This window comes from Hydrogenophaga sp., from assembly GCF_011772445.1.
In the GTDB taxonomy this organism is placed as follows: Bacteria; Pseudomonadota; Gammaproteobacteria; order Burkholderiales; family Burkholderiaceae_C; genus Hydrogenophaga.
Map to the genome: position 1 here is coordinate 64,643 of NZ_WVZN01000008.1, position 23,965 is coordinate 88,607.

Annotated in this window: 21 protein-coding genes and 1 tRNA gene; 7 read left to right on the plus strand and 15 right to left on the minus strand. The window is 68.2% G+C overall.

Features of this window, described 5'->3' with window-relative positions; translation table 11 throughout:
- Positions 1–6 precede the first annotated feature (6 nt).
- The 12 genes from GTO19_RS03400 to GTO19_RS03455 all read right to left on the minus strand — a co-directional run bounded on the left by GTO19_RS03400 (position 7) and on the right by GTO19_RS03455 (position 16,072).
- On the minus strand, positions 7–1,101 hold the full coding sequence (locus GTO19_RS03400) for an enoyl-CoA hydratase/isomerase family protein (RefSeq protein ID WP_291018620.1): 1,095 nt from the start codon (positions 1,099–1,101) through the stop codon (positions 7–9).
- A 37-nt stretch (positions 1,102–1,138) separates the two neighbouring features.
- Entirely contained in the window at positions 1,139–2,155 is a 1,017-nt protein-coding gene (locus GTO19_RS03405) for a DMT family transporter (protein ID WP_291018622.1), read from the minus strand.
- Entirely contained in the window at positions 2,155–3,981 is a 1,827-nt protein-coding gene (typA, locus tag GTO19_RS03410) for a translational GTPase TypA (protein WP_291018624.1), read from the minus strand. Before typA ends, GTO19_RS03405 begins: the two co-directional genes overlap by 1 nt.
- Positions 3,978–4,952 carry a tRNA pseudouridine(55) synthase TruB gene (truB, locus tag GTO19_RS03415; protein ID WP_291018627.1) on the minus strand — a complete coding sequence of 325 codons (975 nt, stop codon included), beginning with the start codon at positions 4,950–4,952 and terminating at the stop codon, positions 3,978–3,980. The genes typA and truB overlap by 4 nt, the downstream gene beginning before the upstream one ends.
- A gap of 2 nt (positions 4,953–4,954) precedes the next feature.
- Complete coding sequence (gene rbfA, locus GTO19_RS03420) at positions 4,955–5,329, minus strand: 30S ribosome-binding factor RbfA (protein ID WP_009520281.1); 375 nt, start codon at positions 5,327–5,329, stop codon at positions 4,955–4,957.
- Positions 5,330–5,352: 23 nt separating this feature from the next.
- Positions 5,353–8,214 carry a translation initiation factor IF-2 gene (gene infB, locus GTO19_RS03425; protein WP_291018630.1) on the minus strand — a complete coding sequence of 954 codons (2,862 nt, stop codon included), beginning with the start codon at positions 8,212–8,214 and terminating at the stop codon, positions 5,353–5,355.
- A gap of 30 nt (positions 8,215–8,244) precedes the next feature.
- Complete coding sequence (nusA, locus tag GTO19_RS03430) at positions 8,245–9,744, minus strand: transcription termination factor NusA (protein WP_291018632.1); 1,500 nt, start codon at positions 9,742–9,744, stop codon at positions 8,245–8,247.
- 38 nt (positions 9,745–9,782) lie between these two features.
- Positions 9,783–10,382 (minus strand): ribosome maturation factor RimP, encoded by a 600-nt coding sequence (gene rimP / locus GTO19_RS03435; RefSeq protein WP_291018635.1) that lies wholly within the window; start codon positions 10,380–10,382, stop codon positions 9,783–9,785.
- 175 nt (positions 10,383–10,557) lie between these two features.
- The gene (locus GTO19_RS03440) at positions 10,558–12,159 is read right to left on the minus strand and encodes an ABC transporter ATP-binding protein (RefSeq protein ID WP_291018636.1); all 1,602 of its coding nucleotides are present in this window, start codon (positions 12,157–12,159) and stop codon (positions 10,558–10,560) included.
- Positions 12,156–13,190, minus strand: a complete 1,035-nt coding sequence (locus GTO19_RS03445; RefSeq protein WP_291018638.1) for an ABC transporter permease — start codon at positions 13,188–13,190, stop codon at positions 12,156–12,158. Before GTO19_RS03445 ends, GTO19_RS03440 begins: the two co-directional genes overlap by 4 nt.
- Positions 13,190–14,215: a microcin C ABC transporter permease YejB gene (locus tag GTO19_RS03450; RefSeq protein ID WP_291018641.1), complete on the minus strand. Its 1,026-nt coding sequence runs from the start codon at positions 14,213–14,215 to the stop codon at positions 13,190–13,192. The genes GTO19_RS03445 and GTO19_RS03450 overlap by 1 nt, the downstream gene beginning before the upstream one ends.
- A 6-nt stretch (positions 14,216–14,221) precedes the next feature.
- Entirely contained in the window at positions 14,222–16,072 is a 1,851-nt protein-coding gene (locus GTO19_RS03455; RefSeq protein WP_291018684.1) for an extracellular solute-binding protein, read from the minus strand.
- Positions 16,073–16,119: 47 nt separating this feature from the next.
- On the opposite strand from GTO19_RS03455, the gene fabI reads away from it, so the two are divergent.
- Positions 16,120–16,911: an enoyl-ACP reductase FabI gene (gene fabI / locus GTO19_RS03460; protein WP_291018642.1), complete on the plus strand. Its 792-nt coding sequence runs from the start codon at positions 16,120–16,122 to the stop codon at positions 16,909–16,911.
- Positions 16,912–16,977: 66 nt separating this feature from the next.
- On the opposite strand, the gene GTO19_RS03465 is transcribed toward fabI, so the two are convergent.
- Positions 16,978–19,266 (minus strand): arginine/lysine/ornithine decarboxylase, encoded by a 2,289-nt coding sequence (locus GTO19_RS03465; RefSeq protein ID WP_291018643.1) that lies wholly within the window; start codon positions 19,264–19,266, stop codon positions 16,978–16,980.
- A 124-nt stretch (positions 19,267–19,390) separates the two neighbouring features.
- On the opposite strand from GTO19_RS03465, the gene GTO19_RS03470 reads away from it, so the two are divergent.
- The 4 genes from GTO19_RS03470 (at position 19,391) to GTO19_RS03485 (ending at position 21,302) form a co-directional block, all read left to right on the plus strand.
- A complete protein-coding gene (locus GTO19_RS03470; protein WP_291018645.1) occupies positions 19,391–19,816 on the plus strand; it encodes an NfeD family protein in 426 nt (141 codons plus the stop codon).
- Between the two features lie 42 nt (positions 19,817–19,858).
- Positions 19,859–20,779 (plus strand): SPFH domain-containing protein, encoded by a 921-nt coding sequence (locus GTO19_RS03475; protein ID WP_291018646.1) that lies wholly within the window; start codon positions 19,859–19,861, stop codon positions 20,777–20,779.
- A 1-nt stretch (position 20,780) separates the two neighbouring features.
- Positions 20,781–21,176, plus strand: a complete 396-nt coding sequence (locus GTO19_RS03480) for a DUF2237 domain-containing protein (protein ID WP_291018648.1) — start codon at positions 20,781–20,783, stop codon at positions 21,174–21,176.
- A gap of 36 nt (positions 21,177–21,212) precedes the next feature.
- Positions 21,213–21,302: transfer RNA gene (locus GTO19_RS03485), tRNA-Ser, on the plus strand.
- Positions 21,303–21,353: 51 nt separating this feature from the next.
- On the opposite strand, the gene GTO19_RS03490 is transcribed toward GTO19_RS03485, so the two are convergent.
- Positions 21,354–21,623 carry a hypothetical protein gene (locus GTO19_RS03490; RefSeq protein ID WP_291018650.1) on the minus strand — a complete coding sequence of 90 codons (270 nt, stop codon included), beginning with the start codon at positions 21,621–21,623 and terminating at the stop codon, positions 21,354–21,356.
- 148 nt (positions 21,624–21,771) lie between these two features.
- A complete protein-coding gene (locus GTO19_RS03495) occupies positions 21,772–22,653 on the minus strand; it encodes a hypothetical protein (RefSeq protein ID WP_291018652.1) in 882 nt (293 codons plus the stop codon).
- Between the two features lie 185 nt (positions 22,654–22,838).
- Between GTO19_RS03495 and GTO19_RS03500 the strand changes: the two genes are divergently transcribed.
- Positions 22,839–23,390, plus strand: coding sequence for a hypothetical protein (locus tag GTO19_RS03500; protein ID WP_291018654.1), 552 nt, complete (start codon positions 22,839–22,841; stop codon positions 23,388–23,390).
- Positions 23,391–23,503: 113 nt separating this feature from the next.
- Positions 23,504–23,917 carry a DUF4019 domain-containing protein gene (locus GTO19_RS03505; protein WP_291018655.1) on the plus strand — a complete coding sequence of 138 codons (414 nt, stop codon included), beginning with the start codon at positions 23,504–23,506 and terminating at the stop codon, positions 23,915–23,917.
- Positions 23,918–23,965 lie beyond the last annotated feature (48 nt).

Here is a 23,965-nt window from a genome sequence, read left to right on the forward strand (position 1 = left end):
GGCCCGTCAGCCCAGCGATCGCAGCGGGTGCGTCTGCGCCGTCCAGGGCGACTCGAAGAACGCCGCCACCGATTGGGCTGTCACGTCCTCGATGCGCGCCGGGTTCCACTTCGGTGCGTGGTCCTTGTCGATGGCCAGGGCGCGCACGCCTTCCACGGTTTCGCTCGCGGCGCCGGGGCGCAGGTGGAAGCAGTGGTGCACCAGGTCGCGTTCCATGCGCAGGTCGTCGGCCAGGCCCATGCCGCGCGCGCGGCGGATCTGCTCCAGCACCACGTGCAGCATCAGCGGTGAGCGCTGGCGCAGGGTGTGCAGCGTCTCCTTCGCCCAGTCGCTGCCACTGGCTTCCAGCGCCGCGACCATGGACTTCACGTCGTCCAGGCCGAACACCGCGTTGACCTCGGCCGTGGGCCAGGGCGCTGCGGGCGCTGCGGTCTGCAGGTGACTCTCGACCCAGCGCTGCACCGCCTCACCGTTCTCGAAGGGCGTGGCGGCCAGGCTGTCCCACAGCTTGGGCAGGCGCTGGGCCTCGATGTGGCCGTCGGCCAGGCCGACCGACAGGGCCTCGCGCCCCTGCAGCAGGCGGCCGGTGAGGCCCAGGTACTCGCCCACGTGCCCGGCGCAGCGGCTCAGGAAATAGCCGCCGCCCACATCGGGGAAGAGACCGATGTTGGTCTCGGGCATGGCGAGCTTGCTGCGCTCGGTCACCACGCGCAGGCTGGCGCCCTGGCTGATGCCCATGCCACCGCCCATGCAGATGCCGTCCATGAACGCGATGTAGGGCTTGGGGTAGGTGTGGATCAGGTGGTTGAGCGCGTATTCCTCGGTGAAGAAGTCCTCGAGCGCGGGGTCGCCCGCCAGCGCCGCCTGGTGGAAGAAGCGGATGTCGCCGCCCGCGCAGAAGGCACCGAAGGGGCCTTCCTTGCCCATGCCGCGAATGGCCACGGCGAACACGGCGGGGTCCTCGCGCCAGGCCTGCAGGGCGGCCGTGATGTCACGGATCATGCCGAGCGACAGCGCGTTGAGCGCCTTGGGCCGATTGAGCGTGATCAGGCCCACACGGCCCTGCACCTCGGCGATCACGAGCGATTCGTTCAATGACATGCGACTACCTCCAGCGACGGTTCTTCGAGAATCTTCTTCAGCGCCCGCGCGATTCGCGGGCGTCCAGGGTCTGCAAGCGCGGGGTGCCGTTGCGCGAACGCCAGCCCAGCAGTTCGTTGGCGAACAGGGCACCGATGACCAGCGTGCCACCGATCAGCACTTCGGTGCCCGGCCTTTCGCCGGCGCCCAGCCAGGCCAGCAGGATGCCGAAGATCACCTCCAGCAGCGCCAGCAGCGACACCTCGGGCGCTTTCAGCGAGCGCGCGCAGGTGACGGCCAGCGCGCAGGGAATGGCCAGTTGCACCAGGCCCAGCAGCGCGAGCCAGGCGATGTCGCTGGCGGTGGCCTGGAAAGGCACGGCCAGGGGCAGCGTCAGCAAGGAAGAGATCAGCCCGCCCAGCAGCACCGAGGGCACCAGGTCGATCTTCTGGCCCTGGGTCTGGCTGCGCTGCACCACCGTCCAGTTCACGGCGCCGGCAATGGGCACGCAAAGCGCCACCAGCGAGCCGATCACCAGCGCGCTGGTGTCGATGTCGGGCGTGGCGAAGGCCTGCAGGAACTGGCTTCCATACATGTAGACGATGCCCAGGCCCGCCGCCACGATGGCGGCCCAGGTGCGGGGCGCCAGCGTCTGTCCGATGGTGAAGCGGGCCAGCAACGCGGTGAACAGCGGCCCCACCGCCATGATGATCAGCACGTTGGCCACGGTGGTGAAGGTCAGCGCCAGCATGAAGGCGGTGAACATCACGCTCCAGCACACGCCGCTGAGCCAGAAAGCCGCCGAGCCGGCCAGCACGCCCCAGTGGCGCCGCAGCGGGCCCTGCCCCGATTCGTCCGCGAGGCGACCCGCCGCGCGGTCGGCCGATCGCCACAAGGGCAGGATGAGCAGCAGCGACAGCGCGGTGAAGGCGCTGCGCCAGAAGGTCACCTCGAAACGCGCCGCCGATTCCAGCTGGCGCGTGACCACGCCCGCGATGGACCACATCAGGGTCACCGCGACCATCAGGAAAACCGCCTGCGTGTGCGTCAGGCGACTCAGCAGGCGGAAAGGCATCAGGCGTCTCGGCTGGCGCGCTTGCGCTCGTGCTCTTTGAGGAAGCGCTTGCGCAGGCGGATGCTCTTGGGCGTGATCTCGACCAGCTCGTCGTCCTCGATGAACTCGACACCGTATTCCAGCGTGAGCTGGATCGGTGGCGTGATCTTGATCGCGTCTTCCTTGCCGCTGACCCGGAAGTTGGTGAGCTGCTTGGTGCGCGTGGCGTTCACCACCAGGTCGTTGTCGCGGCTGTGGATGCCGACGATCATGCCCTCGTACACCGGGTCGTTGGCCTTGACGAACATGCGGCCGCGGTCGTCGAGCTTGCCCAGGGCGTAGTTGAAGATCTCGCCGTCGTCCATGCTGATGAGCACGCCGTTCTTGCGTCCGGCCACCTCACCCTTGTGCGGCTCGTAGCCGTCGAAGATGTTGGCGATCAGGCCCGAGCCGCGCGTGAGGTTGAGGAACTCGTTGGTGAAGCCGATGAGCCCGCGCGCCGGGATGCGGTACTCCAGGCGCACGCGGCCACGGCCGTCCGGGTCCATGTTGACCAGTTCGCCCTTGCGCTCGCCCAAGGCCTGCATCACGGCGCCCTGATGGCCTTCCTCGATGTCGGCGGTGACCATCTCGATCGGCTCCAGGCGCACACCGTTCTCTTCCTTGAAGACCACGCGCGGTTTGGACACCGCGAGTTCGTAGCCTTCGCGGCGCATGTTCTCCAGCAGGATGGTCAGGTGCAGTTCGCCACGGCCGGACACCTCGAAGACGCCGTCTTCGTCGGTCTCCTTCACGCGCAGGGCCACGTTGCTCTGCAGCTCTTTCTGCAGGCGGTCCCAGATCTGGCGGCTGGTGACGAACTTGCCCTCGCGCCCGGCCAGCGGGCTGGTGTTCACGCAGAAGTTCATGGTCAGGGTGGGTTCGTCCACCTTGAGCATGGGCAGGGCCTGCGGGTTCTGCACATCGGTCACGGTCACGCCGATGCCGATGTCGGCGATGCCGTTGATCAGCACGATGTCGCCGGGACCGGCCTCGGTGGCCTGCACGCGGTCCAGGCCCTGGAAAGTGAGCACCTGGTTGACGCGGCCCTTGAAGGACTTGCCGTCCGGGCCTTCCATGACCAGCACGTCCATATTGGGACGCAGGGTGCCGTTGCTGATGCGGCCCACGCCGATGCGGCCCACGAAGGTGGAGAAGTCCAGCGCGGAGATCTGCAGTTGCAGCGGCGCGTTCGGGTCGCCCTTCTGCACGGGCACATGCTTGAGCACCGTGTCGAACAGGGCCGACATGTCGGGGCCCCACTGCTCGCCCGCCGGGCCTTCCTCGAGCGAGGACCAGCCATTGATGCCCGAGGCGTAGACCACGGGGAAGTCGAGTTGCTCGTCGGTGGCGCCGAGCTTGTCGAACAGGTCGAAGGCGGCGTTGATGACCTTGTCGGGGTTGGCACCGGGCTTGTCCACCTTGTTCACCACCACGATGGGCTTCAAGCCCAGTGCGAGCGCCTTCTTGGTGACGAAGCGCGTCTGCGGCATCGGGCCTTCCTGGGCGTCGACCAGCAGCACCACGCCGTCCACCATGGACAGGACGCGCTCGACCTCGCCGCCGAAGTCCGCGTGGCCGGGGGTATCGACGATGTTGATGTGGGTGCCCTTCCAGCTCACGGCGCAGTTCTTGGCCAGGATGGTGATGCCGCGCTCGCGTTCGATGGCGTTGTTGTCCATCACGGTGTCGACGACCTTCTCGTGCTCGGCGAAGGTGCCGGACTGGCGCAGGAGCTGGTCGACCAGGGTGGTCTTGCCGTGGTCGACGTGGGCAATGATGGCGATGTTGCGGATGGGTCTGGTCATGGTTGTGCCTCGCAGGCTTCGAGGATTTGCTGGATATCGGTGGGGCTCAACAGGCGCCCCGCAATGAGTTCACCGCCCTGCGTGTGGGCCGTGCCCAGCAGAACAGACTGTGTCGGATCAGCGGGCGACGGGCCGAAGACGGCCACGCGCTCGCGGTTGGGCCAGTCGCCGCGGCGGCGCACACCACTCAGGAACCGGCCGGCATGCTCCGCATCGAGCGTGACGCGCTCATGACCTGCGAGCAAGTCCTCCACGGGCCGCAGGACCTGCAGGCGCTCGTCCTCGGACATGGACTCGAGCGCGTCGAGGGTGACGGCATCGCTCACGTCGAAGGGGCCGGTGGCCGTGCGGCGCAGTGCGATCAGGTGGCCACCGCAGCCCAGGGCTTCGCCGATGTCTTCGCCGAGCGTGCGGATGTAGGTGCCCTTGCTGCAGACCACGCGCAGGCGCAGTTGCGGTGCCTCGCCCTGCAACCGCATGTCGAGCAGCTCAATGTCGTGGACCCTCACGCGGCGCGGTTCGCGCTCGACGGTTTCGCCGTCGCGGGCGTACTCGTACAGGGCCTTGCCGTCCTTCTTGAGCGCGCTGTGCATGGGCGGCACCTGCTCGATCTCGCCCATGAAGCGGTCGAGCACCTCCACCACCTGGCCGGCCGTGCAGCTCACCGGGCGGGTGTCGATGACCTCGCCTTCGGCATCGGCCGTGCTGGTGCGCACGCCCAGGCGCACCGTGGTCTCGTAGGTCTTGTCGGCGCCCAGGTGCAACTGGCTGAACTTGGTGGCGGCCCCGAAGCACAGGGGCAGCACGCCCGTGGCCAGCGGGTCCAGCGTGCCGGTGTGGCCGGCCTTGTCGGCGCGCAGCAGCCATTTGGCCTTCTGCAAGGCCTGATTGCTGGAGAGACCCAGCGGCTTGTCGAGCAGCAGCACCCCGTGCACGGGGCGCCGTTGCACCCTCGTGCGTTGGCGCTCCATGCTCAGTCCTCGTTCTTGGAACGCGAAGCCACCGCCTTGGAAATCAAGGCGTTCATGTCGGCCGCGCGCTCGGTGGTGCGGTCGAACACGAAGTGCAGCGTGGGCACGGTGTGGATGTGCAGGCGCTTGAACAGCGCGTTGCGCAGGAAGCCCGCCGCGGCGTTGAGGCCTTCGGTGGCTTCGTCGGGGTTACCGGTGAGCAGGCTGAAGAACACCTTGGCGTGCGCGTAGTCGGGCGTGACCTCGACCGCGTTGATCGTGACCATGCCCACACGCGGGTCCTTCAACTCGCGCGCGATCAGCTCGGCCAGATCGCGCTGGATCTGGTCGGCCACGCGGAAACCGCGGTTGGGAACGGACGACGCCTTGCGGGGCATGGTGATCTCGCTTGCCTGGGTGCTTACAGCGTGCGCGCGACTTCCTTGACCTCAAAGAATTCGAGCTGGTCGCCCTCTTTGATGTCGTTGTAGTTGCGCAGCTTGATACCGCACTCGAAGCCTTCCTTGACCTCGCGCACGTCGTCCTTGAGGCGCTTGAGCGACTCGAGCTCACCGGTGTGCACCACCACGTTGTCGCGCAGCAGGCGGTAGTGCGCGTTGCGCGTGACGAAGCCCTGCGTGACCATGCAGCCGGCCACCGTGCCGATCTTGGAGGCCACGAACACGGTGCGGATCTCGGCCATGCCGATGACCTCTTCGCGCTTCTCGGGCGCCAGCATGCCGGACATGGCCGCCTTGAGGTCGTCCACCGCGTCGTAGATGATGTTGTAGTAGCGCAGGTCGACCTCGTTGCCCTCGGCCAGCTTGCGCGCACCGGCGTCCGCCCGCACGTTGAAGCCGATGACCACGGCGCCGGCCGCGATGGCCAGGTTGACGTCGCTTTCGCTGATGCCACCCACGCCCGCGTACACGAGCTGCACCTTCACCTCGTCGGTGGAGAGCTTGAGCAGCGAGGCGGCGAGCGCTTCCTGCGAGCCCTGCACGTCCGCCTTGAGGATGATGGGCAGGGTCTTGACCTCGCCGGCGGCCATGTCGGAGAACATGTTCTCCAGCTTGGCGGCCTGCTGCTTGGCCAGCTTGGTGCTGCGGTACTTGCCCGCGCGGTAGGTCGCGATCTCGCGCGCACGGCGCTCGTCGGACATGACCATGAACTCGTCGCCGGCCTGCGGCACTTCGGCCAGGCCCTGGATCTCCACGGGGATGGAAGGACCGGCTTCCTTGGTGGCCTTGCCGTTCTCGTCGAGCATGGCGCGCACGCGGCCCGAGGTCTGGCCCGCCAGCACCACGTCGCCCACCTTGAGCGTGCCGCTCTGCACCAGCACGGTGGCCACGGCGCCACGGCCCTTGTCCAGGCGCGCCTCGATCACCAGGCCCTTGGCCATGGCTTCCACGGGCGCCTTGAGTTCCAGCACCTCGGCCTGCAGCAGCACCTGCTCGAGCAGGTCGTCGATGCCCATGCCGGTCTTGGCCGACACCGCCACGAAGGGCGATTCGCCACCGAACTCCTCGGGCACGACTTCCTCGGCCACGAGCTCGGACTTCACGCGCTCGATGTTGGCCTCGGGCTTGTCGGCCTTGGTCATGGCCACCACGATGGGAACGCCCGCCGCCTTGGCGTGCTTCACGGCTTCCTTGGTCTGCGGCATCACCCCGTCGTCCGCCGCGCAGACGAGGATGACGATGTCGGTGGCTTGTGCGCCGCGGGCGCGCATGGCCGTGAAGGCCTCGTGGCCCGGGGTGTCGAGGAAGGTGACCATGCCGCGCGGCGTGTCGACGTGGTAGGCGCCGATGTGCTGCGTGATGCCGCCGGCCTCGCCGGCCGCCACCTTGGTGCGGCGGATGTAGTCGAGCAGCGAGGTCTTGCCGTGGTCGACGTGGCCCATGACGGTGACCACGGGCGCGCGCGGCATGGCCTCGGCCTGCTGTTGCGACACCTCTTCGGCGGTGAAGGCCTCGGGGTCGTCCAGCGCGGCCACCACGGCCTTGTGGCCCAGTTCCTCGACGAGGATCATCGCGGTGTCCTGGTCCAGCGACTGGTTGATGGTGACCATCTGACCCAGTTTCATCAGCTGCTTGATCAGCTCGGACGACTTCACCGACATCTTGTGCGCGAGCTCGGAGACCGTGATGGTCTCGGGCACGTGCACCTCGATCTGCTTGAACTCGGCCGGTGCCTGGAACGAACCCTGGCTGTCGCGCGAGTCACGGTCACCGCGGCGGCCACCGCCGCCGCGCGGGCCGCTGCGCCAGTTGCCACGGCCCGAGCTGGTGTCGCCGCGGGTCTTGATCTCTTTCTTCTTGGCGGCGTCGTCCTTCCAGGTGGAGGACAGGTTCTCGGACTTGACCTCTTTCTTGCCGGCGCCAGCGGTGGTGCTGCCCGGCGCTGCCGCGGGGGCCTTGGCGGGCGTGCCCGCCGGCTTGTGCAGCGTGCCCTTGAGACCCGCCTTGGCGTCGGCCGGCGGCTCGGGCTTCTTGGCCACGAGGGTCTTGGCCGGTGCGGCCATCATGGCGCGGATGTTCGCGGCCTCGGCCTCGGCCTTGCGGCGGCGCTCCTGGAGTTCGGCGGCGCGCTGCTCCTCGGCCTTGCGCTCCTCGGCGGCCTTGTCGGCGGCGGCCTTCGCCGCGGCTTCCTTGTCCGGACCCTTGACCTTCACGGCCGTGGTCGGGGGTTTGGCGGGCGCCGGGGCGGCGGGCTCCTGCGCGGCGCTGGCGGCCGAAGCCGCCGCCGCAGCGGCTTCGCGCTCCTGGCGGGCGGCTTCGGCGGCCGCCGCTGCGGCCGCGGCCTTGGCTTCCTCGGCCTCGCGCGCGGCGCGCTTGGCGGCCAGCTCTTCTTCCTGACGGCGGATCAGCTCGGCCTGGCGGCGCGCCTCTTCCTCGCGGCGCGAGAGCTCGGCGTCATCCACCACCGGTGCGGCCGGCATGGCCGGTTCTTCCGCCACAGCGGGCGCGGCCACGGGTTCGTCGTCGCGCTTGATGAAGGTGCGCTTCTTGCGCACCTCGACCTGGATGGTGCGCGCACGGCCCATGGCGTCGGCCTGCTTGATCTCGGACGTGGACTTCTTGACCAGCGTGATCTTCTTGCGCTCGCCGCCGGTGTTGCCGTGCGCGGCCTTGAGGTGGCCAAGCAACTGCTGCTTGTCCAGCTCGGTGATGGGATCGGACGGCGCGGCCTTGCGCACGCCCGCGGCGGCCAGCTGCTCGAGCAGCACGGCGGCGGGTTTGTTCAGTTCGGCGGCGAATTCGGCGACGGTGTTACTGGTCATGTGTTCTGTGCTCCGTGGGCCTCCGGGTGATCAGGACTGGGACTGCGCTTCGTCACCGGTGAACCAGTGCGCGCGCGCCTGCATGATCAGCTCGGTGGCTTGCGCTTCCGACTGGCCCGTGATCTCGGTGAGTTCGTCCGTCGCGAGATCGGCCAGGTCGTCGCGGGTGTGGATGCCGGCCTCGGCCAGCTTGGCGATCAGCTCGGGCGTGAGGCCGCTCAGGTCGCGCAGGTCCTGCGACACCTCCTCGACGCTCTCTTCGCGGGCGATCTCCATGGTCAGCAGCGCATCCTTGGCACGGGTGCGCAACTCGTTCACGGTCTCTTCGTCGAAGGACTCGATCTCCAGCATTTCCTGCAGCGGCACATAGGCCACTTCCTCGAGGCTGGTAAAGCCTTCTTCGATCAGGATGTCGGCGATCTCCTGGTCGACGTCGAGCTTGGCCATGAAGACCGAGCGGATCGAGTCGGCCTCTTCGGCCTGCTTCTGGGCCGATTCGTCGGCCGTCATGATGTTGATGCGCCAACCGGTGAGCTCGCTCGCCAGCCGCACGTTCTGACCGCCGCGGCCGATGGCGATGGCGAGGTTTTCCTCGTCGACCACCACGTCCATGGCGTGGCGCTCTTCGTCGACCACGATGGAGACCACGTTGGCCGGCGCCAGCGCGCCAATGACGAACTGCGCCGGGTCTTCCGACCACAGCACGATGTCCACGCGTTCGCCCGCGAGCTCGTTGGTGACGCCGTTGACGCGCGAGCCGCGCACGCCCACGCAGGTGCCGATGGGGTCGATGCGCTTGTCGAAGCTGTGCACGGCGATCTTGGCGCGCGAGCCGGCGTCGCGGGCGCACTTCTTGATCTCCAGCAGGCCCTGCTCGATCTCGGGCACTTCCTGGCGGAACAGCTCGATCATGAACTCGGGCGCCGAGCGCGAGAGCAGGATGGGCGCGCCGCGCAGCGTCAGGTCGACTTCCATGATCATGGCGCGCACGCGGTCGCCGGTGCGGAAGTTCTCCTTGGGGATCATCTCGCTGCGCTTGAGGCGGCCTTCGACACGGCCGCTCTCGATGATCAGATCGCCCTTGTCCATGCGCTTGACGGTGCCCACGAAGATCTTGTCGCCACGCGACATGAAGTCGTTGAGCAGCATCTCGCGTTCGGCGTCGCGGATCTTCTGCAGGATGACCTGCTTGGCGGCCATGGCACCGATGCGGCCGATGGGCACGCTTTCCACCGGCTTCTCGATGTAGTCGCCCTCTTCGATGTCGGCGATCTCGTCGCGCGCATCGGAGAGCATTTCCTCGGCGTCAGGGTTCTGCAGGCCGGCCTCGTCGGGCACCACCAGCCAGCGGCGGAAGGTTTCATAGGCGCCCGTGTCCGGGTCCATGGCGACGCGGATGTCGACCTCGCCCTTGTAGAGCTTCTTGGTGGCCGAGGCCAGCGCCTGCTCGACCGCGCCCAGCACCACGTCGCGCTCGACGTTCTTCTCGCGCGAGATGGCATCGATCAGCATCAACATTTCGCGGTTCATCGTTCAGCCCACCTTTCCAATCCAGTACGGTCTGTTTGTTATGTCCTGTCGGCGTCCTCGGCGCCCGCCTCGCTGGCGGCGCCCCGGCCTTTGAAATTCACGATCGGCGCCAGCCGCGCCTGTGAAATCTCGTCGAGCGTGAAGCCCAGCGCCTGCAGCGGCGCGGGCTCGCGCTTCTTGCTCACGCGTTGGCCGGGCTTCACCGGGGGCGCGTCGCTCCAGACGATCTGCCAGCCCCCGTCGGCCACGCGCTCCAGCGTGCCGCGGAATTTCTTGCGGTTGGCCGCCACCGCGCCGTTGGCGCCCAGCGGGGCCTTGAGCGTGATGTCCACCACCTGCCCTTCGAAGCGCAGGAAATCGTTTTCCTGCCGCAGCGGCCGGTCGATGCCCGGCGAACCGACTTCCAGGCGCCGGTAATCCATGCCTTCCACTTCCAGCGCGTACTGCAACTGGCGGGTGATGCGCTCGCAATCCTCAACCGTGACGAAGCGCTCGGGCGGCCGCGGCTGGCCTTCGGCCGGCGGTTGCCAGGGCCAGTCCACCGTCACGCGCAGAAGGCCGCCGGCGGACCGCTCCAGGTCCACCAGATCGAATCCTTGTGCGGCAACGATTTGCGCGACGGTGTCTTGCCAGCCCATGTATGAAGTGCGTCCGGCCGGCATCGGTTTCCCGCCCGGCCAAAAAAAAAGGGCCGGTAATTACCCGCCCGATTGGTCGTGAAGCGCGCATTGTAGCGCGCCCGACGGGGCCTAGCAAGCCGCGAGCCAGCTTTTCGTGCCCAAGGGCGAAGCCGCCGCCGGCCCCGGGGCGCCGTCAGGCCGCCGCCTGCACCAGCAGCCGCGTGTAGGGGTGCTCGGGCGCGGCCAGCACGGCCAGCGCGGGGCCGCGCTCGACGATGGCGCCATCCTTCATGACGATGACCTCGTGCGCCATGGCCCGGATTACGCCCACGTCGTGGGTGATCAGCAGGTAGCTCAGGCCCCGGTCGCGCTGCAGGCGCTGCAGCAGCGCCAGCACCTGCTTCTGCACGGTGACGTCGAGCGCGCTGGTGGGCTCGTCGAGCACCAGCAGTTGCGGCTCGACGATGAGCGCGCGTGCGATGGCCAGGCGCTGACGCTGACCGCCCGAGAATTCGTGTGGGTAGCGCTGCAGCCAGTCCGCACCGCGCTGCGGGTCGTCCACCAGGCCCACCTCGGCCAGCAGCGCGACCACGCGCTCGCGGCGCTGGGCTGGGGGCAGGTCTGGCCGGTGCACCGACAGGCCCTCGCCCACGATCTGCTCGACGGTCAGGCGCGGAGAAAGTGAGGAGAACGGGTCCTGGAACACCACCTGCACGCGTTGGCGCAATTCGCGCAGGCGCTTGTCGCGCTTCGCCTCGGCCCAGCCGCTGCCGGCCACGTCCAGCCGCCCCTCGAAGGGCAGCAGGCCGAGCGCGGCCAGGGCCAGGGTGCTCTTGCCCGAGCCGGACTCGCCGATCACCCCCAGGGTGCCGCCGGCCGGCACGGCCAGGTCGGCGCCCTGCACCGCCGTGAACGCCCCCTTGCGGAACCAGCCCTTGAAGCCTGGCAGCGGAACGGGGTAGCTCACGCGCAGGCCTTCGGCGCGCATCACGGGCGCGCCGCCGGTCGCGGGCTCGGCCACGGCGCGCTCGGGCTCGCTGGCCAGCAGCTTGCGGGTGTAGGCGTGTTGCGGGCGCTCGAACACCTCCGCCACGCCACCCTGCTCCACCAGGTGGCCCTTCTCCATCACGGCCACGCGGTCGGCGACGCGCCGCACCAGGGGCAGGTCGTGCGTGATGAGCAGCAGCGCCATGCCGTGCTGGCGCTGCAGGTCGGACAGCAGATCGAGGATCTGGCCGCGCAGGCTCACGTCCAGGGCGGTGGTGGGCTCGTCGGCGATCAGCAGTTTCGGCCGGCTGGCCAGGGCCATGGCAATCATGGCGCGCTGGCGCTGGCCGCCGCTCAACTGGTGCGGGAAGGCGTCGACGCGGCGCTCGGGCTCGGGGATGCCGGTGGACGCCAGCAGCTCCACCGCCCCGGCGCGCGCCTGGCGCGGCGTCAGGCCGCGCTTGAGCTGCAGCACCTCGCCGATCTGGTTGCCCACGCTGTACAAGGGGTTGAGCGCCGTCATGGGCTCCTGGAAGATGACCGCGACCTCGTCGCCGCGCACGCCGCGCAGTTCGCGTTCGCTCAGCGCCAGCAGGTCGCGCCCGCCCAGCAGGGCCCGGCCCGAGACCTCGGCGTTGACCACCAGGCGCAACAGCGACAGCGCCGACACCGTCTTGCCCGAGCCCGATTCGCCCACCAGCGCGAGCTTCTCGCCCGGGGCGATGGAGAAATCGATGCCGTGCACCACCGCCTGCCCGCCGAAGACGACGCGCAGGTCCCGGACCTCGAGCAGGGCCTGGTCGCTCATCGGTCGGCCTTTCTCGGATCGAGCGCGTCGCGCAGCGCGTCGCCCATGAAGGTGAGCAGCAGCAGCGTGAGCACCAGAACGCCGAAGGTGGACAGCGAGATCCACCAGGCGTCGATGCTGTTCTTGCCCTGGCTCAGCAGCTCGCCCAGCGAGGGGGTGCCGGGCGGCACGCCCAGGCCCAGGAAGTCGAGCGAGGTGAGCGCGAGGATGGCCGCGCTCATGCGAAACGGCAGGAAGGTCACCACCGGCGTCAGGCTGTTGGGCAGGATGTGGCGCCAGATGATCTGGGCGCTGGACAGGCCCATGGCGCGCGCGGCCCGCACGTAGTCGAGCTGGCGGTTGCGCAGGAACTCGGCCCGCACGTAGTCGGACAGGCCCATCCAGCCGAACAGGCTGAGCAGGATGAGCAGCAGCCCCACGCTGGGCGCGAACACGGCCGAGAAGATGATGAGCAGGTAGAGCTCGGGCATGGCGCCCCAGATCTCGATGAAGCGCTGGAAGGCCAGGTCTGTCTTGCCACCGAAGAAGCCCTGGATGGCGCCGGTGACGATGCCCAGCACCACGCCGATGGCGGTGAGCGCCAGCGCGAACAGCACGCTCACCCGAAAGCCGTAGATGAGCTGGGCCAGCAGGTCGCGCCCGCGGTCGTCGGTGCCGAACCAGTTGGCGGCGCTGGGGCCTGATGGGTTGGGCTTTTCGGCGAAGTAGTTGATGGTCTGCGAGCCGTAGGGGTTGGGCGCGTAGACGGCCCAGTTGTCGCCCTTGGTGATCTGCTCGCGGATGAAGGGGTCCAGGTAGTCGGTAGCGGTCTGGAAGTCGCCGCCGAACACCGTTTCGGGGTACTCGTGGACGATGGGGAAGTAGGTCTGGCCCTCGTAGCGAACGATCAGTGGCCGGTCGTTGGACAGCACCTCGGCAAACAGGCTGGCCACCACCATCGCGCAAAACAGCACCAGGCTCCAGTACCCCAGGCGGTTGCGTTTGAAGCGAAGCCAGGCGCGCCGCCCGGGGCTGAGGGATGCGGCGGCCATCAGTCGAACTTCACGCGGGGGTCGACCCACACGTAGCAGAGGTCGGAGATCAGCTTGGTGACCAGCCCGATCAGGGTGAACAGGAACAGCGTGCCCAGCACCACCGGGTAGTCGCGGCGGATCACGCTCTCGTAGCTCAGCAGGCCCAGGCCGTCGAGCGAGAACAGGGTTTCGATGAGCAGCGCGCCCGTGAAGAAGGCGCCGATGAAGGCCGCCGGGAATCCCGTGACGATGGGGATCAGCGCGTTGCGGAACACGTGCTTCCACAGCACCTGGCGCTCCTCCAGGCCCTTGGCGCGCGCGGTCATCACGTACTGCTTGCGGATCTCTTCGAGGAAGGCGTTCTTGGTCAGCATGGCCGTGACGGCGAAGCTGCCCAGCACCATGGCCGTGACCGGCAGCGTGATGTGCCAGAGGTAGTCGACGATGCGCGCGCCCCAGCTCAGCTCGTCCCAGTTGGCCGAGGTGAGGCCGCGCAGCGGGAACCACTGCAACTGGCCGCCAAAGATCACCAGCAGCGCCACGCCGAGCACGAAGCCGGGGATGGCGTAGCCCGCCAGCACGATCAGCGTGCTGATCAGGTCGAAGCGCGTACCCGCGCGCACCGCCTTGGCCACGCCCAGCGGCACGGCCACGCCGTAGCTGATGAGGAAGGTCCACAGCCCCAGGCTGATGGACACCGGCAGCTTCTCGAGGATGAGATCGCCCACCGGCTTGTTCTGGAAGAAGCTGGTGCCCAGGTCGAAGCGCGCGAAGCGGCCGATCATCTCGACGAAGCGTTCGTGCGCGGGTTTGTCGAAGCCATAGAGCGCCTTGATCTGCTCCAGGCGCTGCGGGTCCACGCCCTGCCCGCCGCGGTACACCGAGCCGCCTTCGGCGCCCGTGCCGCCAGCGGCGCGCGCCTCGGCCAGGTACTGCTCCACCGGACCACCCGGCACGAACTGGACCACCACGAAGGTGATCAGCAGCACGCCGAACAGCGTGGGCAGCATGAGCAGCAGGCGCTTGAGGATGTAGGCCCACATGGCGCGTCAGTCCTGTCGGGGCGGGGCTGCCCACCAGCTGTCGATGGCCCAGGCTTCGCCAGGCGCATACGGTGGCATTTGCGGCGGGTGTTGCAGCCGCCACGCGTTGTAGGCCATGCGGTGCGTGGACGCCGACCACTGCGGAATGAGGACGTGGCTGTGCGAGATGGCGCGGTCCAGCGCGCGGCAGGCGGCGATGAAATCGGGCTTGGTCCTGGCGCCCACCATGCGCGTCAGCAGGCGGTCCACCGCGGGGTTGGCGATGCCGGAGAAGTTGCCCGAATCGGACGTCTTGGCGGCCTGGCTGCCGAACAGGTCGGCGTACTCGGCGCCCGGATTGGGCGTGCCCTGGAAGTTGATCGAAATGATGTCGAAGTCGAAGGTGCGCAGGCGCTGCTGGTAGAGCGCGAAGTCCGCCGGTCGGAAGCGCAGCGTGATGCCCAGCTTCTGCAGGTTGCGTATCCAGGGCGAGACGACGCGCGCGCCGGTCTCGTTGCTGTCCAGGTACTCCAGTTCCAGGGCCCTGCCTTCGGCGTTCCTGAGCACGCCGTCCTGCACCGTCCAGCCCGCCTCGCGCAGCAGCGCCTGGGCCTTTCGCAGGTTGCCGCGCAGCGAGTTCTCGCCATCGGTGCGCGGGGGCGAGACCATGGGCCCGAACACGGCCGGCGGCAACTGCGCACGCCCGGGCTCCAGCAGGGCCAGTTCCTCGGCCGAGGGCAGGCCGTCGGCCGCGCACTCGGTGTTGCCGAACAGGCCGCGCACGCGCTGGTAGGCGCCGTAGAACATCTGGCGGTTCATCCACTCGTAGTCCACCGCCAGGCCCAGGGCCTCGCGCACACGGATGTCGTCCAGCGGCTTGCGCCGCGTGTTGAGCACGTAGCTCTGGAAGCCCGTGGGCAGCTTGTGGGTGAACTCGCCCTTGACCAGCTCGCCGCTGTCGAACTTGCGGCCATTGACGCGGCGCGCCCAGTCGCCGGCCGAGAAGAAGCGCATGAGGTCGAACTCGCCCGCCTTGAGCGCCTCCAGCCGCGCGGTGCTGTCCTTGTAGATCTTGACCGTGATGCGGTCGAAGTTGGCCGTGCCGCGGCGCACCGGCAGGTCGCGCGCCCAGTAGCCCGGGTCGCGCACGTAGGTGATGTCGCGGCCGAACTTCACCGGGCCGATCTTGTAGGGACCGCTGCCGATGGGGGGATCCATCACCACCTTGTCGAAGGTCTTGCGCTGGCCGGTGGCGGGGTCCACCTCATTGCCCCACTGGCGGCTGAAGATGGGAATGCCGCCCACGGTGAGCGGCAGCTCGCGGTTGGGCAGCTTGAAGCGAAAGCGCACGGTGCGCTCGCCCAGCACGTCCAGGCCCGCCACGTCGGCCAGGATGGTCTTGTAGGCGGGCGAGGTGTGCGGCCCCAGCAGGGTGTCGAAGCTGAACTTCACATCGGCGGCCAGCACCGGGTCGCCGTTGTGGAATTTGGCCGTGTCGCGCAGGCGGAACACCACCGACAGGCCGTCGGGCGCGGCCTGCACGTCCTCGGCCAGCAGGCCGTAGCCGGCGCCGGTCTCGTCCAGCGCGCCCGTCAGCAGGGTGTCGAACATCAGGCCGCTGAGGTAGGCCGGCGCGCTGCCGCGCAGCGTGAAGGGGTTGTATTTGTCGAAGGTGCTGACCCGCAGGTTGCTCACCAGTCGAAGCTCGCCGCCCTTGGGAGCCTGCGGGTTCACGTAATCGAAGTGGGTGAAGCCGTCGGGGTACTTCAGCTCCCCCCAGATGGCGTAGCCGTGCGCGGCCCACAGCGCCGGTACCGCCAGGGCCAAGGCGCCCGCCACGGCCCAGCGGCGCAGCGTGCGGGGGTGCGGACGGCTCATGACGTGCATGCGACAATTCTGCGTGATATTTTTCCGGAGTCCGATCAATGGGTTTTCTCGCTGGCAAGAAGTTCCTCATCACCGGGGTGCTGTCCAACCGTTCCATCGCCTACGGCATCGCCAAGGCCTGCCACGAACAAGGCGCCGAACTGGCCTTCAGCTACGTGGGTGAGCGCTTCAAGGACCGCATCACCGAGTTCGCCGCCGATTTCGGCTCCACGCTGGTCTTCGACTGCGACGTGGGCGACGACGCCCAGATCGAGAAACTGTTCAGCGACCTTTCCCGGACCTGGCCCAAGTTCGATGGTTTCGTGCACGCCATCGGCTTCGCCCCGCGCGAGGCCATCGCGGGCGACTTTCTCGACGGGTTGTCGCGCGAAGCCTTCAAGATCGCGCACGACATCAGCGCGTACAGCTTCCCCGCCATGGCCAAGGCCGCCCTGCCCCACCTGAACGAGCGCGCCGCCCTGCTCACCCTGAGCTACCTGGGCGCCGAGCGCTGCGTGCCCAACTACAACACCATGGGCCTGGCCAAGGCCAGCCTGGAGGCCTCGGTGCGCTACCTGGCCGAGTCCCTGGGCCCCAAGGGCATGCGCGTCAACGGCGTGAGCGCCGGCCCCATCAAGACGCTGGCCGCCAGCGGCATCAAGGGCTTCGGCAAGCTCATGAACCTGGTGGCCACGGTGTCGCCGCTGCGCCGCAACGTCACCATCGAAGACGTGGGCAATGCCTCGGCCTTCCTCCTGTCCGACCTGTCCTCGGGCATCACGGGCGAGATCATCTACGTGGACGGGGGCTTCAGCCACGTGGTGGGCGATTCGGCGAACGCCGAGGCCTGATCGCCGCACCCGCCCATACAAAAGGCCCCGCGACGCGGGGCCTTTTTTGCGGGGCGCACCGGCCTGTCAGGCCTTCACGCAGTCCGCGAAATACGCCTTCTGCCCGTCGATGCCCGCCGTTTCCACCAGGCCGTGGATATCGGTCTCGAAGCCCGGGCACTCCCGCGCAAACTCGCGGTTGAACTTGAGGTAGTCCACGATCTTGCGGTTGAACACCTCGCCGGGGATCAGCAGCGGAATGCCCGGCGGGTACGGCGTCACGAGGCTGGTGGTGATACGGCCTTCGAGCTCGTCGATCGGCACGCGCTCGGTGGTGCGCTGGGCGATGTGCGCGAAGGCGTCGGTCGGCTTCATCGCGGGCGTGAGGTCGCTCAGGTACATCTCGGTGGTCAGGCGCGCGATGTCGTACTTGGCGTAGAGCGCGTGCACGTGCTGGCACAGATCGCGCAGGCCCATCTGCTCGTAGCGCGGCTGCTTGGCGCAGAACTCCGGCATGATCCGCCACATCGGCTGGTTCTTCTCGTAGTCGTCCTTGAACTGCTGCAGTGCCGTCAGCAGCGTGTTCCAGCGGCCCTTGGTGATGCCGATGGTGAACATGATGAAGAAGCTGTAGAGGCCGGTCTTCTCGACCACCACGCCGTGCTCGGCCAGGAACTTGGTGACGATGGACGCGGGAATGCCCGTCTCGCCGAAGCTGCCGTCCATGTTGAGACCGGGCGTGACGATGGTGGCCTTGATCGGGTCCAGCATGTTGAAGCCCGGCGCCATGTCGCCGAAGCCGTGCCAGTCGCGCTCGGTGTGCTGCTCGGCATTGGCGTCGCGGCGGCGGTTGAGCACCCAGTCCTTGGCCTCGCCCACGCCCTCCTCGGCCAGGTGATCGGGGCCCCAGACCTTGAACCACCAGTCGTCGGTGCCGAAGTCGTCCTCCACCTTGCGCATGGCGCGGCGGAAGTCCAGCGCCTCCAGCAGGCTCTCCTCCACCAGCGCGCGCCCGCCCGGCGGCTCCATCATGGCCGCGGCCACATCGCAGCTGGCGATGATGGCGTACTGCGGGCTGGTGCTGGTGTGCATCAGGTACGACTCGTTGAACAGGTGCCGGTCGAGCTTGACGTTCTGCGAGTCCTGCACGAGCACGTGGCTGGCCTGGCTGATGCCGGCCAGCAGCTTGTGGATGGACTGCGTGGCGTACACCACCGACTCCATGGGCCGCGCGCGCTTCTTGCCCATGGCGTGGTAGTTGCCATAGAAGGGGTGGAAGGCCGCGTGCGGCAGCCAGGCCTCGTCGAAGTGCAGGTTGGCCACGTAGCCATCCAGCATCTGCTTGATGGCCTCCGTGTTGTAGAGCACCCCGTCGTAGGTGGACTGCGTGAGCGTGAGCACGCGCGGCTTCACGGCCTTGGCATCCACCCCCTTGAGCAGCGGGTTGGCGCGGATCTTGGCCTGGATGGACTCGATCTCGAACTCGCTCTGCGGGATCGGGCCGATGATGCCGTAGTGGTTGCGCGTGGGCTTGAGGAAGACGGGCACGGCGCCCGTCATGATGATGCTGTGCAGGATGGACTTGTGGCAGTTGCGGTCCACCACCACCACGTCGCCCGGCGCCACCGTGTGGTGCCACACCATCTTGTTGCTGGTGCTGGTGCCGTTGGTGACGAAGAAGCAATGGTCGGCGTTGAAGATGCGCGCCGCGTTGCGCTCGCTGGCGCCGATGGCGCCGTTGTGGTCGAGCAGCTGGCCCAGTTCCTCCACCGCATTGCACACGTCGGAGCGCAGCATGTTCTCGCCGAAGAACTGGTGGAACATCTGGCCGACGGGGCTCTTGAGGAATGCCACGCCGCCCGAATGCCCCGGGCAGTGCCAGGAGTAGGAGCCGTCTTCCGCGTAGTCGAGCAGGGCCTTGAAGAACGGCGGCTGAATGCCTTCGAGGTAGCTCTTGGCCTCGCGGATGATGTGGCGCGCCACGAACTCCGGCGTGTCCTCGAACATGTGGATGAAGCCGTGCAGTTCGCGCAGCACATCGTTGGGCAGGTGCCGGCTGGTCTTGGTCTCGCCGTAGATGTAGATGGGCACGTCGGCGTTCTTGCGGCGCACTTCCTCGATGAAGGTGCGCAGGTTCAGCACGGCGGGGTCCAGGTCGGGCCCGTGGCTGAACTCCTCGTCGTCGATCGACAGGATGAAGGCGCTGGCGCGGCTTTGCTGCTGCGCGAACTGCGACAGGTCGCCGTAGCTCGTGACGCCCACGACCTCCATGCCCTCGCTCTCGATGGCCTGCGCCAGCGCGCGAATGCCCAGACCCGAGGTGTTCTCGGAGCGGAAATCCTCGTCGATGATGACGATGGGGAAACGGAACTTCATGCGGCTCTCCTGGCGAAGCGCGCAAGTGTACGGAAAACACATGTCCGTCCTGTCTTGTCGGACCCGGTTTGACGCAGAATGCGAGTCGGTCCCGACCGGGGATCGACACACGGAGACATGGCACATGGCCGATTCGACCTGGTGGTGGCTGCTGGCGGGCGCGCTCGTGGGCGCCGAGCTGCTCACCGGCACGTTCTATTTGCTCATGCTCGCGCTGGGCGCCGCCGCCGGCGCCATCGCAGCGCACCTGGGGCTGCCGCTCACCGGGCAGATCATCACCGCGGCGGTGCTCGGCGCGGCTGCCGTGGCGGGCTGGTACCTGCACTCGCGCCGCCGCCCGGGCGACCCTTCCGTACGGAGCCTGCGCAGCGTCAACCTCGACGTCGGCGAGGTCATCCAGATCGACCAGTGGAACAACGATGGCACCGCCACGGTCAAATACCGCGGCGCGGCCTGGACGGTGATCCAGCGCCCGGGCAATGCGCCCGCGCCGGGCGCCTACCGCGTCACCGAACTCGTCGGCAACCGGCTGCTCGTCGAGAAAGCCTGAACCTGGCCCCTCAAGCTCCCTCCAACAGAACAATTCAAGACCATGGAAATCGCCATCCTGCTCATCGTCGTCGCGGTCATCTTCGTCACGCGCGCCATCAAGATCGTGCCCCAGCAAAGTGCCTGGGTCGTGGAGCGACTGGGCAAGTACCACACCTCGCTGGCGCCGGGCCTCAACATCCTCGTGCCCTTCATCGACAAGGTGGCCTACAAGCACAGCCTGAAGGAGATCCCGCTGGACGTGCCCAGCCAGGTCTGCATCACGCGCGACAACACCCAGCTGCAGGTGGACGGCATCCTGTACTTCCAGGTGACCGACCCGATGCGCGCCAGCTACGGCTCCTCCAACTACATCGTCGCCGTCACGCAGCTCGCGCAGACCTCGCTGCGCTCGGTCATCGGCAAGCTCGAGCTCGACAAGACCTTCGAAGAGCGCGACATGATCAACGCCCAGGTGGTCTCCGCCATCGACGAGGCCGCGCTGAACTGGGGCGTGAAGGTGCTGCGCTACGAGATCAAGGACCTGACACCGCCGGCCGAGATCCTGCGCGCCATGCAGGCCCAGATCACGGCCGAGCGCGAGAAGCGTGCGCTCATCGCCGCCTCCGAAGGCCGACGCCAGGAGCAGATCAACATCGCCACCGGCGAACGCGAGGCCTTCATTGCGCGCTCCGAGGGCGAGAAGCAGGCCGAGATCAACAAGGCCCAGGGCGAGGCGGCGGCCATCATCGCGGTCGCCGAGGCCACGGCCAATGCCATCCGCCAGGTCGCCGATGCCATCCGCCAGCCTGGCGGCCAGGAAGCGGTGCAACTGAAAGTGGCCGAGAAAGCCGTGGAGGCCTACGGCAACGTGGCGGCCGACGCCACCACCACCCTCATCGTGCCCAGCAACATGACCGAGGTGTCCGCCCTCATCGGCTCGGCCATGAAGATGGTGCAGGCGGGGAAAACGACGGGAGCCTGACATGGACGACCTCGCGCACAACGTGCTGGGTGGCGAGCTGCAAGCCTGCTCGTTCGACCCGCTGACCGGCTTCTACCGCGATGGTTGCTGCCACACCGGTGCCGACGACGAGGGCACGCACGTGGTCTGTGCGCGCGTCACCCGCGAGTTCCTCGACTTCTCCGAGCAGCGCGGCAACGACCTCGTCACTCCCCGGCCGGAATTGCGCTTCGCGGGGCTGAAGGCCGGTGATCGCTGGTGCCTCTGCGTGAACCGCTGGCTGGAGGCCCTGGAAGCCGGCGTGGCCCCGCCCGTGGTGCTGGAGGCCACGCACCAGAACACCCTGCAGCACGTGGGCCTGGACGTGCTGCAGCGCCACGCGTGGCGCAAGGCGGAAGACGGCAGCCACACGGGCTGAGCGCGCCCCTGAGTAGGCTACAATCCCGCGCTTCGCGGAGAGGTGGATGAGCGGTTTAAGTCGCACGCCTGGAAAGCGTGTGTGGGTTAATCCCCACCGCGGGTTCGAATCCCGCCCTCTCCGCCAGCGATCAGTCAAACGGGCCTTCGGGCCCGTTTCCATTTGCGGCGCGCGCCCTCACTGGGCGGGCTCGCTGCGACCCCGCCAGTGCCGCACGTTGAACGGGAACACCGGGCGATGGTCCTTCGCGGCCAGGGCCGCGTCCGGGGTCGCACCCAGGTCGCCCCAGCCGCGCGTTTCGGCGTGTCGGCCCCAGTGGCGGAAGCCGTGTTGCAGCACGCTGTGGCTCTCGCCCGGAATGCCCAGGGCGGTGGTTTCGTACACGCCTTCGCGCGCGGGTGGGCCGTTGCTGTCGGTGGTGAACCAGGGAGAAAACTCTGAAGACATGCGGGGAGCCTCCTTCGTGAAAGTTGTTCAACGGCGACCGCTCGGCGTGCGCCGTGGCACCACTGTCGCATCGATCGGCGTGCACGGCGTGTAGGACGAGGCCGACACCGATGTAGGCCGTCGCACGAGGCCTCGGCCGGGGCCGCCGTCAACGGACCAGCAGGCGGTTGATGTACCGGTCGTGCGCCCGGCCCGGCGTGGGCTCGACGGGCTCGTACCGGTAGATCGGCGTAGCGGTCATCGTGTAGGTGCAACTGAACAACAGGCGCGCGCGCCCTGAGGGCGGCACGCCGCGGTGAATCCCCCACATGTCGCCCACGAAGGCTGTCCCCCTGGGGCCGCCGATGGTCAACACCTGGTCACTGCCGAAGCGCCGCTCGATGTCGTCCGGCGAATACGGCCGCAGGCGCAGGCGGCCGGTGGTCTGGTGCGATCCCATCACGAACTGGTGCGGGCCGCAGTCGGCAAATACGTCGGTCAGATACACGAAGAGGCGAAGAATCTTCCAGTCTTCGGCGTCCCGGTGGAACTTCTGCACCTCGCTGGCCGGGCTGTCCGAGGCGAAGGACCAGCGCAGGCCCACGCCCGAGATGGTCGGCTTGCAGCCGAGGAAACCGGCGGCGATCTCCAGCAGGCCGGGGTGGTTCATGACCTCCAGCAGGTGCGGACAGGCCAGGATGGTCGCCAGCCCGTAGGCGGCGGACGACAGGCCGCGCGTGCTTGCCGACACCGGCTCCGCCATCGCGGGTCGGGCCACGGGCGCGGTGGCCAGGAAGTCGAGGATGTCATCGATCTGCGCCGGGCTGAAGGCCTTGCCCAGGTGGGCCACGCCCCGCTCACGCAAGGACTTCAGAACAAGCGGTGTCTCGGCCAGGTGCGGCGCGCTCGGCGGGCCGTGCCGCAGCGTGATCCAGCGCCTCATGAGGGCCACGACACCGCTGCGCAGGCGGGGATGAGGCAGCAGGCGGGACGCGTAGTAGACGGCATAGCGCAACCAGTTCTCCCGCTGGAAAGGCCGGATCGGAACCATGACTCCTCCTCTTGGCGGTGGACGCCAAGGGACGCTCCGGCAATCGGCGTGCCCGCCACTGCGCGACGCCAGCCGCGACGCACCCGTACCGGACGCCTCCTACAGCCGGGCACTCCGTGTGCCGACAGCCTTGCGCACCATTCATTCCCAAGATGGGCCCGGCACAACCACACAGGAGGCACACCATGGCGCAAGCCCTTCCCTCAAGCACCGCTCACGGGGCCTTCGCGCCCGCCGTGTCCTGGCCGGCCATCTTTGCCGGGGCCGCTGGCGCGGCCGCGTTGTCGCTCATTCTGTTGGTGCTCGGCACCGGGCTGGGGCTGGCGTCTGCCTCCCCCTGGGTGGTCGGCCGCCCGGACGAAGGGCCGTTCGGCACCGCCGCGGTGGTCTGGATCTGCTTCACGCAAGTGATCGCCTCGGGCATGGGCGGCTACCTGGCGGGCCGCCTGCGCACGCGCTGGGCCGACACGCCGCGGGACGAGGTCTACTTCCGCGACACCGCGCACGGCTTTCTGGCGTGGGCGGTGGCCTCGCTGGCCACGGCCGCCCTGCTGACCACGGTGATCGGCACCATCCTCGGCGCCGACATGCGCGAGGCGTCCAGCGCCGCCGCGGTGGCCGCCGACAACAGCGAACAGGCGCACCGCGCGCTCTGGCTGTTCGTCTCGCTGCTGATGGGGGCGTTCTTCGCCAGTCTGGCCGCCACGTTTGGCGGGCGCCAACGCGACACGGACTGACCCCGCACCTTCCCACCCGATCAGGAGCCCACCATGCGTTCACTGCTGCTGTTCTTTCTCGGCGTTCCCATCCCGGTGATCATCCTGATCGCCCTGCTCTTCTAGGTCGACCCATGTTGCGACGAACACTCCTGATCGGCGCGGCCAGCCTCGCCTGCGCGACGGCATCCCACGCGGCCGACGCCACGACCGAAGCGCGCCTGTCGGCCGAGCGCTGGCTGGCGCTGGTGGACGTGGGCGACTACGCCGCCAGCTGGCAACAGGCCGGTGCCCTGTTCAAGGGCGCGATGGACGCCGAGCGCTGGACCCGCTCGGTCAGCGCGGTGCGGGGCCCGCTCGGCGCCCTGCGCCAGCGCAAGGACAAGTCGGCCGACGCGCAGCAGACGCTGCCCGGCCTGCCCGATGGCCAGTACGCGGTGCTGGCGTATGACAGCGCCTTCGCCAACAAGGCCGCGGCGGTCGAGACGGTCACGCTCGTGAAAGAACCCGATGGCGCCTGGCGCGTCATCGGGTACTTCATCCGCTGAGCGATCTGGCGGCGGCGCGCCAGGGCAGCCGGGGCGAAGCCCGGCTTT

Coding starts and splice junctions, on each gene's coding strand:
- GTO19_RS03455 (WP_291018684.1), bottom strand. CDS start 16,072: ATGAGCCGTCCGCACCCCCGCACGCTGCGCCGCTGGGCCGTGGCGGGC.
- GTO19_RS03470 (WP_291018645.1), top strand. CDS start 19,391: ATGGCCGATTCGACCTGGTGGTGGCTGCTGGCGGGCGCGCTCGTGGGC.
- GTO19_RS03445 (WP_291018638.1), bottom strand. CDS start 13,190: ATGGCCGCCGCATCCCTCAGCCCCGGGCGGCGCGCCTGGCTTCGCTTC.
- GTO19_RS03500 (WP_291018654.1), top strand. CDS start 22,839: ATGGCGCAAGCCCTTCCCTCAAGCACCGCTCACGGGGCCTTCGCGCCC.
- GTO19_RS03490 (WP_291018650.1), bottom strand. CDS start 21,623: ATGTCTTCAGAGTTTTCTCCCTGGTTCACCACCGACAGCAACGGCCCA.
- rimP (WP_291018635.1), bottom strand. CDS start 10,382: ATGGGCTGGCAAGACACCGTCGCGCAAATCGTTGCCGCACAAGGATTC.
- GTO19_RS03465 (WP_291018643.1), bottom strand. CDS start 19,266: ATGAAGTTCCGTTTCCCCATCGTCATCATCGACGAGGATTTCCGCTCC.
- GTO19_RS03450 (WP_291018641.1), bottom strand. CDS start 14,215: ATGTGGGCCTACATCCTCAAGCGCCTGCTGCTCATGCTGCCCACGCTG.
- GTO19_RS03475 (WP_291018646.1), top strand. CDS start 19,859: ATGGAAATCGCCATCCTGCTCATCGTCGTCGCGGTCATCTTCGTCACG.
- infB (WP_291018630.1), bottom strand. CDS start 8,214: ATGACCAGTAACACCGTCGCCGAATTCGCCGCCGAACTGAACAAACCC.
- GTO19_RS03495 (WP_291018652.1), bottom strand. CDS start 22,653: ATGGTTCCGATCCGGCCTTTCCAGCGGGAGAACTGGTTGCGCTATGCC.
- GTO19_RS03505 (WP_291018655.1), top strand. CDS start 23,504: ATGTTGCGACGAACACTCCTGATCGGCGCGGCCAGCCTCGCCTGCGCG.
- rbfA (WP_009520281.1), bottom strand. CDS start 5,329: ATGCCCCGCAAGGCGTCGTCCGTTCCCAACCGCGGTTTCCGCGTGGCC.
- GTO19_RS03480 (WP_291018648.1), top strand. CDS start 20,781: ATGGACGACCTCGCGCACAACGTGCTGGGTGGCGAGCTGCAAGCCTGC.
- truB (WP_291018627.1), bottom strand. CDS start 4,952: ATGGAGCGCCAACGCACGAGGGTGCAACGGCGCCCCGTGCACGGGGTG.
- nusA (WP_291018632.1), bottom strand. CDS start 9,744: ATGAACCGCGAAATGTTGATGCTGATCGATGCCATCTCGCGCGAGAAG.
- GTO19_RS03405 (WP_291018622.1), bottom strand. CDS start 2,155: ATGCCTTTCCGCCTGCTGAGTCGCCTGACGCACACGCAGGCGGTTTTC.
- typA (WP_291018624.1), bottom strand. CDS start 3,981: ATGACCAGACCCATCCGCAACATCGCCATCATTGCCCACGTCGACCAC.
- GTO19_RS03400 (WP_291018620.1), bottom strand. CDS start 1,101: ATGTCATTGAACGAATCGCTCGTGATCGCCGAGGTGCAGGGCCGTGTG.
- fabI (WP_291018642.1), top strand. CDS start 16,120: ATGGGTTTTCTCGCTGGCAAGAAGTTCCTCATCACCGGGGTGCTGTCC.
- GTO19_RS03440 (WP_291018636.1), bottom strand. CDS start 12,159: ATGAGCGACCAGGCCCTGCTCGAGGTCCGGGACCTGCGCGTCGTCTTC.